Below are 8,465 nucleotides of genomic sequence, written 5' to 3' on the forward strand. Positions count from 1 at the left end.
CGACCGCGGACGAGAGAAGAGGCCCCTCCCGGTCGGGAGGGGCCCCTTCTCTCGTGCCGGGGGCTACACGGCGGCGGAGAGGCGGCGGGCGCCCGCGGCGGCGGCCTCGACGACGGCCGGGTCGGGCGCCAGGCCGCACGCGGCCAGCCACGTGGCCAGCATCCGGTGACCGCCCTCGGTGAGCACCGACTCGGGGTGGAACTGCACGCCCTCGACAGGCAGCTCCCGGTGCCGCAGCGCCATGACGATGCCCGACGCCGTCGTGCCGGTCACCTCGAGCTCGTCGGGCACGGTGGCCCGGTCCACGGCCAGCGAGTGGTAGCGCGTGGCGGTGAAGGGCGAGGGCAGCCCGGCCAGCACGCCGACGCCGTCGTGCACGACCTCGCTGGTCTTGCCGTGCAGCAGCTCCGGCGCGCGCACGACCTCGGCGCCGAAGGCCTCGGCGATCGCCTGGTGGCCCAGGCACACGCCCAGCACCGGGGTCCCGGCCTCGGCGGCGGCCCGCACCATGGGGACGGTCACGCCGGCGCCGGCGGGCGTGCCCGGGCCGGGGGACAGCAGCACACCGGCGACGTCGAGGTCGGGCAGCTCGTCGACGGTGACGGCGTCGTTGCGCCGGACGACGCACTGCACGCCGAGCTGGCCCAGGTACTGGACCAGGTTGTAGACGAAGCTGTCGAAGTTGTCGACGACGAGGACGGGCCTGCTCACGCTCCTTGTGTACAGCAGCGCCCGGTCAGCCGTCAGCGGCTGTGGCGTGTGCCATGTCCAGGGGGCCGGTGTAGGCCGGCACCGTGACCTCCGGCCGGTCGCGCACGGCGAAGGTCAGCCCGAAGTCCTCGACCGCCTGCTCGAACACCGCCACCTGCGGGGAGGCGGCCAGCTGCGCGCGGACGGCGGCGGGGTCGCCGACCGCCGTGACGACGAACGGCGGCGACCAGGTCCGCCCGTGGAGCAGCAGCACGTTGCCGACGCAGCGGACGGCGCTGGTGGCGATCAGCCGCTGGTCCATGATCGCCACGCCGTCGGTGCCGGCCGCCCAGACGGCGTTGACCACCGCCTGCACGTCGGACTGGTGGATGACGACGTCGTCGGGGCGGGCGCCGGTCGGCAGGCTGCCGTCGGGCCGGCGCGGGGCGTCGTCGAGGGTGATCTCCACCCCCCGGCCGCGGAGGGCGACCAGGCCCGCCGACAGGGCGCCGGCGTCACCGGCCGCCTGGGCGGAGGCGACGGCGCCGTCGCGGGAGGCCGCCTGGTCGGTGAGCGCCTCGGTCTGGCGCTGCAGCGCGGCCAGCTGCTCCTGCTGGCCGGCGATGACCTCGTTGCGCTGGGCGATGAGCTCGGACAGCTCGGTGACGTCGCCGGCGCGCAGGTCCGAGCCCTCCGCGGTCTGGCTGGAGGTGGCGAACAGCAGCCCCGCCGCGAGCGCCACGACGGGCACCAGGGCGCCCCAGGCCGACCGGTGGCGGGCGGGGCCCACCGGCGGCTCGGAGGCGGTCACGGGGGCTCCTGGGGGGGACGGGAGGGGGAGGCACGCCGTCGGGCGCGGCCGTGCGGGTCCCCTCGCAGCTTAGGCTGGGAGGAGATCGTGCCGGTCGCGACGGACCGGCACCCCAGCGAGTCAGCAGGAGACGGTCCGAGTGCCCAAGTCCAAGGTCCGCAAGAAGTCGGTCTACACGCCGCCCGAGGGCGTGCTGCAGTCGCGCGCGGCCAACGCACGGGCCGTCCAGCCGAGCCCGCGCTGGTACGCGCCGCTCATGGTCGGGCTCATGGTGCTCGGCCTGCTGTGGATCGTCGTCTACTACGTGGCCGGCGACCAGATCCCGTTCATGGTGTCGCTGGGGGCGTGGAACTTCGCCATCGGCTTCGGCGCCATGGTGGTCGGCCTGATCATGTCCATGCGCTGGCGCTAGCCCCTACCGCCTGACGAGAGGCCCCCGTCCCGGTCCCGGGACGGGGGCCTCTCGTGTACACGGGGCCCGTCCGGCGGTGGACACCGGGGGTGTGGACCGCTGTGCATCCACCACCGGTGGATCCACAGGTCGACATGACGCCGTACCCCCAGGGTTGTCCACCGCATGTGGAGAACGCCTGTTCGACTGCACTGCGCTGACCTGCGGTTTCGCGACCAGTGAGGCGCGTGTGACGGGAAGGGCAGCCGAGTAACTACAGGTCTGTGCTTTGTCCCCAGCTGTGTACCCAGCTGTGGATGTGTCGACATGACCGCAGCACCGGGACGGTCACCGAGCGCGAGCACGGCACTGCGGTCGAGGAGTCGACACGCGGGCCGAACAGGGCAGATCCCCACCTGCGGACGGGCGTCCCCACCTCTCCGGGCCTGTGGACGAACTCCCCACGGGCGTCCTGGGAGGCTGGGGACGTGCAGTGGTCGGCGCGGACGGCGGAGACGGTCACGCTCGGGCTCGGCGGGGTGCTCCTGGCGCTGGCCGCCCTGGGGCTCGACGCGGCGGGACGGGTGCTGGTCGGCACCGCCGGCGTGCTGCTGGTGGGCGCGGCGCTGCGCGACGTCGTCCTGCGGCCGCGGCTGGCGGTGGATGACGCCGGCGTCGTCGTGCGGACGCTGACCGGGCGCACCCGGCTGCCGTGGCCGGGCCTGCGGGTGCGGCTGCGGACGACGCGGCGGCTGGGGGTGCGCTCGCGGCTGCTGGAGCTGGACACCGCCGCGACGGACCCCGACGACGCGGGCACCCTGGTGCTGCTGGGCCGCCGGGACCTGGGGACGGACCCGGCGGCCGTGGCGCAGGCGCTGGAGGCGCGGCGGCCCGGCTGAGGGGCGGGACGGCCCGCTACAGGGCGAGGACGGCCAGCGGCACCGGTACGGCGAGGGCGAGGGTCACCAGGACCGCGGCCAGCGCCACCAGCGACGCCGCCTGCGCCGCCGTCCGCCGGCGGGTGAGGACGAGCAGCCCGGTGGCGAGCGCGCCGGCGACCAGGCCGCCGAGGTGGCCCAGCAGCGAGACGCCGGGCAGGAAGCTGATGACCACGTTGATGGCCAGCAGGGTGAGCAGACCGCGCAGGTCCTGCCGGGCGACCAGCAGCAGCACGCCCAGGGAGCCCAGGAGGCCGTACAGGGCCGCCGACGCCCCGGCCACGGGCCGGCCCGGGTCGCCGAACAGCTGGATGGCCACGGCGCCACCCAGGGCGGAGAGCAGGTACACGGCGAGGTAGCGCCACCAGCCCAGGCGGCCCTCGAGCTCGGGGCCGAACACCAGCAGGCTGAGCATGTTGAGCAGCAGGTGGGTGATCCCGATGTGCAGGAACGCCCCGGTGAGCAGCCGCCAGTCCTGGCCGAAGACGTCGACGAGGACGGGGACCTGCGAGAACTCCTCGAACACCGGCGAGCGCCAGTTGTCCAGCGGGCTCTGGCCGGCCGACGCCGCCGACACGGCCGTGATCACGAAGACGACGACGTTGACCGCGACCAGCGAGACGGTGACCGGTCCGAACCGGCGGCGGGCGCCCGACCACCGGGAGGCCGGCCGGGGACGGCGGACCCCGGCAGAACCGGCCCGGACGTCGTCGGGGCACTGGAAGCCGACGGCGGCCGGCGTCATGCACTCCGGGCAGATCGGCCGGTCACAGCGCGCGCACCGGACGCCGGTCGGCCGGTCCGGGTGGCGGTAGCAGGTGGCCGACGGGGGCGCCGGCGGCCGGCCGGCGCCCCCGTCGTCGGAACCGGTGGTCAGCTGCGCTGCACCTCGACCGACTGGATGACGACGTCCTCGACAGGGCGGTCGTTGCGGCCGGTGCGGACCTTGGCGATGCGGTCCACGACCTCGCGGCTGCTCTGGTCGGCGACCTCGCCGAAGATCGTGTGCTTGCGGTTGAGGTGCGGCGTCGGGCTGACGGTGATGAAGAACTGCGAGCCGTTGGTGCCGGGCCCGGCGTTGGCCATGGCCAGCAGGTACGGCCGGTCGAAGCTGAGCTCGGGGTGGAACTCGTCGCCGAACTGGTAGCCCGGGCCGCCGAAGCCCTGCCCCAGCGGGTCGCCGCCCTGGATCATGAAACCGTCGATGATCCGGTGGAAGACCGTCCCGTCGTACAGCGGGTCGGTGCTCTTCTGCCGGGTCGCCGGGTGCGTCCACTCGCGGCGGCCCTCGGCCAGGTCCGCGAAGTTCGCGACCGTCTTCGGCGCGTGGTCGGGGAACAGGTCGACGGTGATGTCGCCGTGGTTGGTGTGGAGCACGGCACGGCGTGCGGGGGTCGATTCGGTCACGCCGCCCACTCTCCCACTGCTCCGCCGCCCCCGAGCACGGGGAGCGGGCCTCACCGGAGCCTCACCGGAGCCTCATCGACCCCTCATCGACGGCGCCCGCCGGCGGGCCACCCTGCTCTCCTGACGCACGAGAGGGGACGGCCGTGGCCACCTCCACCACCACACCGCGACGGACGACGGGCCGGGCGCCCGGTGAGCGGCGTCCTCCCGGGCGCCGGGTGGCGACGGTGGTCGCCGGCACGGCGGCCGGCGGGCTGCTCGCGTGGGGGGTCGTGGCGGTCGTCTCCGGGGGCGGGGACGGCGCGCTCGAGGTCCCGGCCCAGGCCAACGTCTTCGGTGCCGGCCTCGACGACCCGCCCGGCCCCGGCGGGGGCGGCGACGGCGTGCCCCCGGTCCTGTTCCGGCTCCCGGAGGACGGGGGCCGCGTCGTGACCTTCCCGGACGTCGACGGCAGCGTCACGCCCATCGTGGGCACCGCGAGCCGGGTGGGCCCCGGGGGCGACGGCGGGGCGAACGGGACGACCGACGTCGAGTCGTACGGCGGGATCTCCGGGATCGTCGCCGACGACAACGGCATGTTCCTCACCGGGGTGTTCCTCACCGACGACCCGCCGCGGGGTGAGGCACCGCCGCGGTTGGACGTCACCGGCGTCAACACCGCCCGTCCCGTCGCGCCGGAGATCGGCCAGACCTTCCTCGTCGGGGACGGGCGCGACCTCCGGGTCACCGCCCCGGACGGGGCCACCCGGCTCTTCCTCGGCTTCGCCGACGCCTACGACTACCAGGGCCCGCCCGGCTGGTACGACAACAACGACGGGTCCCTCTCGGTCACCGTGGAGGTCGTCCCGGAGTGACCCGGGGAACCGGCGGCGGGGGGACGTCGGTCCCTTGCCGCACCCTCCCCCGGCGGCCAGTCTCGGGGCGTGCGCACGGCCACGCGGCCCGGCGCCGCTCCGCTGCTGGGGCGCGGACCCGAGGTCACGCTCCTGCTCGACCACCTGCGCCGCGGCGGCACCACCCACGTGCACGGCCTGCCCGGCATCGGGAAGTCGGCCCTGCTGCACGCCTTCGCGGGCCTCGCGGCGGACGCGGGCGCGACCGTCGTGGCGCTGGACTGCCGGACCGTGGAGCCGACCGAACGCGGGCTGCTGGGCGCCCTCGGCGGCCACCCCACCGTGGAGGCGCTCGTCGCCGCCCTGGAGGGGCCCGAGCCCCCGGTCGTGCTGGTCCTGGACCAGTACGAGCACTTCCGGCTCATGGACACCTGGCTGCGCCGGACCCTCGCGCCCGCGCTCCCGGCCGGCACCCTCCTGGTCCTCGGCAGCCGCGAGCGCCCGGTGCCGGCCTGGTACGGCGTGCCCGGCTTCCGCACCGTCCCGCTCGCCCCGCTGTCCGACGCCGACGCGGGCCTGCTGCTGGCCGAGCACGGCGTGGCCGCGACGGAGGCGGACCGGCTCAACCGCGTCGCCCGCGGGCACCCGCTGGCGCTGGTCCTGGCGACGGCCGGCGTCGCGGAGAACCCGCAGCTCGGGCTGGAGGACGCGGCGATGTCCCGCGTCGTCGAGGAGCTGACCCGGCTGTACTTCGAGGACATCGCCGACCCGCTGACGCGGCGGGCGCTCGAGGCGGCCTCGGTCCTGCGCCGGGCCACGGAGTCCCTGCTCGACGCCGTCCTGGACGGCGGCGGCGCCGTCGCGATGGAGCGCCTGCTCGCGCTCCCCTTCGTCGTGGCCGGCCGCGACGGCGCGGTCGTGCACGAGGCGGTCCGCGACGCCGTGGCCGGGCACCTGCGCACCGCCGACCCGGTGCGCCACCGCGAGTACCGGCGGGCGGCGTGGCGGCGGCTGCGCGACGAGATGCGGTCGGCGGCGCCCGCCGAGCTGTGGCGCTACACCGCGGACGTCCTCTACCTGCTCGACAACCCGGTCGTGCGGACCGCATTCTTCCCCGCCGACGCGCAGCAGCCGGCCGTGGAGCCCGCGAGCACCCTCGACGAGGACGCGGTCCGGGGGATCACGCACCGGCACGAGGGCCCCCAGGGCGCCCGGCTGCTGGACCGGTGGTGGGTCACGACGCCGTCGGCGTTCTCCGTCTCCCGGGACCGCGACGGCGGCGTGGCGGCCTTCTCCGTGCTGCTCGACGACGCCCGCATCCGGCACTCCCCCGTCGCCGACGACCCCGTCGTCCGGTCCTGGGCCCGGCACCTGGACAGCCACCCGCTGGGGCGCCGTGAGGTCGCGCTGGGGCTGCGCCGGTGGCTGGACCGGGAGCGCGGCGAGGCCCCGGGGACGACGCAGGCGGCGTGCTGGCTGGACGTGAAGCGGACCTACATGGCGCTGCGCCCGGCGCTGCGGCAGATGTTCGTCGTCGTCCAGGACGTCCCGGCCTACTGGCCCGTCGTCCGGGAGCTGGGCTTCCGTCCGCTCCCCGGTCCCCCGGTCGTGCTCGACGGCCGGCCGTTCACGAGCGTGGTGCTCGACTTCGGGAGGCGCTCGGTCGACGGCTGGCTGGTCGAGCTGCTGGCCAGGGAGCTCGGGGTGGCCGACGAACCGGCCCTCGACGCCGACGCCCACGAGCTGGTGGTCGGTGGGCGGCGGGTCGCGCTCACGCCGCTGGAGTTCGGCCTCCTGCGGTGCCTGCGCGACCGGGAGGGCCGCACGGTGAGCCGGCCGGAACTGCTGCGGGAGGTCTGGGACACCGAGTACGCCGGCGGCAGCAACGTCGTGGACGCCGTCGTGCGGACCCTGCGGGCCAAGCTGGGGCCGGGCGCCCCGGCTGTCGAGGCCGTGCGGGGGCGGGGGTACCGGCTGCGGGAGGACTGGCGCTCACAGCTGGCCTGAGCGGCGGACGCACCCGGCGTCCTGCGGTGGAGACGAGGGGAATCGAACCCCTAACCCCCGCCTTGCAAAGGCGGTGCTCTGCCAATTGAGCTACGTCCCCGGGGGCGCTGTCCCCGGGAGCTCCGCGCGGGAGCCCGGGTTCAGCGGGTGGTGGGGCGGCTGACCGACTGCGGGCCGTTGGTGGCCTCGTGCCAGAGGTCGGCCTCGGCCTTGCCGCTGCCGGACGAGCGCCGGCGGACGGCGGCGACGGCGCCGGCCGCGACGGCGGCCAGGGCCAGCTTCTTCAGCACGCGGTACCTCCTGGGTACGACGGCGGCCACGGACGGGGCCTCGCTGTCGCGGTGCCGGGGCACCGGTTCACGGGTGGGCCTGGGAGGACTTGAACCTCCGGCCTCATCCTTATCAGGGATGCGCTCTAACCGCCTGAGCTACAGGCCCGTGGACCTCGACCAGCGTACAGGGGCCGCGGACGGCCCCTGTAGGCGGGTCCCTCGTCTAGTCGCGCTCGGCGAGCGTCACCTCGAGGCCGCCGACCAGGTCGGCGCAGAGGTTGTAGATGAACGCCGCGACGGTGCACAGCGCGGTCATCAGCACGATGTTGATCGCGCCGATGACGGCCGCCCCGCCGAAGACGATGCCCGGGGTGATGACGTCGCCGCCGCCCTCGCCGCTCGACGACGTGCCGAGCTGGCCGAACAGGTCGTTGAGGGTGTCGAAGACGCCGAGCCCGGACAGGACCCCGTAGAGGATCCCGACCGCGACCATCCAGATGAAGAACATCGCGATCGACAGGACCAGCGAGATCTTCAGCGCCGACCAGGTGTCGACGTGCCGCAGCTGCAGCCGGGCGCGCCGCGGACCGCGGTTGCCGCGGTTCTTGGCCTGCTTGCCGGCCTGCTGCTGGGCCGCGGGCGGCTGCTGGGGCGCCCGGGCCGCCGCCGGCGGCGGGGCGGCCACCGCGGCCGGCGGGACCGCCTGGGTGGCGCTCACCGGCCCCGGCATGGTCGCGTCCGCCGGACGGGGAGCCTGCTGCGGCGGCGCCACCGGCGGCACCTGCTGGGCGGGCGCCTGGCCGGTGGCCGGCTTGGCCAGTGACGGGGCCGCGCCCGGCGGGGTGGCCCCGGCCGGGGTCGCCCCGGACGGAGCGGGCGTCTGGCCGGTGGCGGGCGCCGAGCCCGTCGCCGGGGCTCCGTCCGCTCCGGCTGCGCTCTCCGGGCGGACCCCGGTGCGCACCGCCTGCGGCCGGTCGCTCATGCCGTTCTCCCGTTCGCCTGCGGCCCTCGCCGCGCTCTCGCGCCGGGGCGGTCCGGCGTGGTGCCGGAGGCGCCCGGGCGCCGGTCGTGTCCGTCAGCGGGAGCCGGGGGCGCGTGGTGACCGGAGGTCACCAC

10 protein-coding genes and 2 tRNA genes are annotated in these 8,465 nt (G+C 75.8%); 4 read left to right on the top strand and 8 right to left on the bottom strand.

The genetic code is table 11. The features are described 5' to 3' along the window. Window positions 1-63 precede the first annotated feature (63 nt). Both ACI8AR_RS20635 and ACI8AR_RS20640 read right to left on the bottom strand, forming a co-directional pair. Window positions 64-711: an aminodeoxychorismate/anthranilate synthase component II gene (locus tag ACI8AR_RS20635; protein WP_457052659.1), complete on the bottom strand. Its 648-nt coding sequence runs from the start codon at window positions 709-711 to the stop codon at window positions 64-66. Window positions 712-736: 25 nt separating this feature from the next. Further along, the gene (locus ACI8AR_RS20640) at window positions 737-1,501 is read right to left on the bottom strand and encodes a DUF881 domain-containing protein (RefSeq protein WP_457052660.1); all 765 of its coding nucleotides are present in this window, start codon (window positions 1,499-1,501) and stop codon (window positions 737-739) included. 139 nt (window positions 1,502-1,640) lie between these two features. Here ACI8AR_RS20640 and crgA point away from each other — a divergent pair, with 139 nt between their 5' ends. Then, window positions 1,641-1,913 (top strand): cell division protein CrgA, encoded by a 273-nt coding sequence (gene crgA / locus ACI8AR_RS20645; RefSeq protein WP_456927737.1) that lies wholly within the window; start codon window positions 1,641-1,643, stop codon window positions 1,911-1,913. 467 nt (window positions 1,914-2,380) lie between these two features. After that, window positions 2,381-2,791: a PH domain-containing protein gene (locus tag ACI8AR_RS20650; protein WP_457052661.1), complete on the top strand. Its 411-nt coding sequence runs from the start codon at window positions 2,381-2,383 to the stop codon at window positions 2,789-2,791. A gap of 16 nt (window positions 2,792-2,807) precedes the next feature. Here the strand turns inward: ACI8AR_RS20650 and ACI8AR_RS20655 are convergent, their stop codons facing one another. Then, window positions 2,808-3,575 (bottom strand): rhomboid family intramembrane serine protease, encoded by a 768-nt coding sequence (locus ACI8AR_RS20655; protein ID WP_457052662.1) that lies wholly within the window; start codon window positions 3,573-3,575, stop codon window positions 2,808-2,810. Between the two features lie 128 nt (window positions 3,576-3,703). Then, window positions 3,704-4,237: a peptidylprolyl isomerase gene (locus ACI8AR_RS20660; protein ID WP_456927734.1), complete on the bottom strand. Its 534-nt coding sequence runs from the start codon at window positions 4,235-4,237 to the stop codon at window positions 3,704-3,706. A gap of 143 nt (window positions 4,238-4,380) precedes the next feature. Between ACI8AR_RS20660 and ACI8AR_RS20665 the strand changes: the two genes are divergently transcribed. Then, a complete protein-coding gene (locus tag ACI8AR_RS20665; protein ID WP_457052663.1) occupies window positions 4,381-5,091 on the top strand; it encodes a hypothetical protein in 711 nt (236 codons plus the stop codon). Between the two features lie 69 nt (window positions 5,092-5,160). Next, the gene (locus tag ACI8AR_RS20670) at window positions 5,161-7,077 is read left to right on the top strand and encodes a winged helix-turn-helix domain-containing protein (protein ID WP_457052664.1); all 1,917 of its coding nucleotides are present in this window, start codon (window positions 5,161-5,163) and stop codon (window positions 7,075-7,077) included. 27 nt (window positions 7,078-7,104) lie between these two features. Here the strand turns inward: ACI8AR_RS20670 and ACI8AR_RS20675 are convergent. The 4 genes from ACI8AR_RS20675 to ACI8AR_RS20690 form a co-directional block, all read right to left on the bottom strand. Beyond that, window positions 7,105-7,177 (bottom strand) — tRNA-Ala (locus tag ACI8AR_RS20675). A gap of 40 nt (window positions 7,178-7,217) precedes the next feature. Then, window positions 7,218-7,367, bottom strand: coding sequence for a DLW-39 family protein (locus ACI8AR_RS20680; RefSeq protein ID WP_456927731.1), 150 nt, complete (start codon window positions 7,365-7,367; stop codon window positions 7,218-7,220). Between the two features lie 74 nt (window positions 7,368-7,441). After that, window positions 7,442-7,515, bottom strand: a tRNA-Ile gene (locus ACI8AR_RS20685). Window positions 7,516-7,572: 57 nt separating this feature from the next. Beyond that, a complete protein-coding gene (locus tag ACI8AR_RS20690; RefSeq protein ID WP_457052665.1) occupies window positions 7,573-8,331 on the bottom strand; it encodes a DUF3566 domain-containing protein in 759 nt (252 codons plus the stop codon). Between the last annotated feature and the right edge of the window lie 134 nt (window positions 8,332-8,465).

Source organism: Geodermatophilus sp. SYSU D01036 (genome assembly GCF_054050435.1).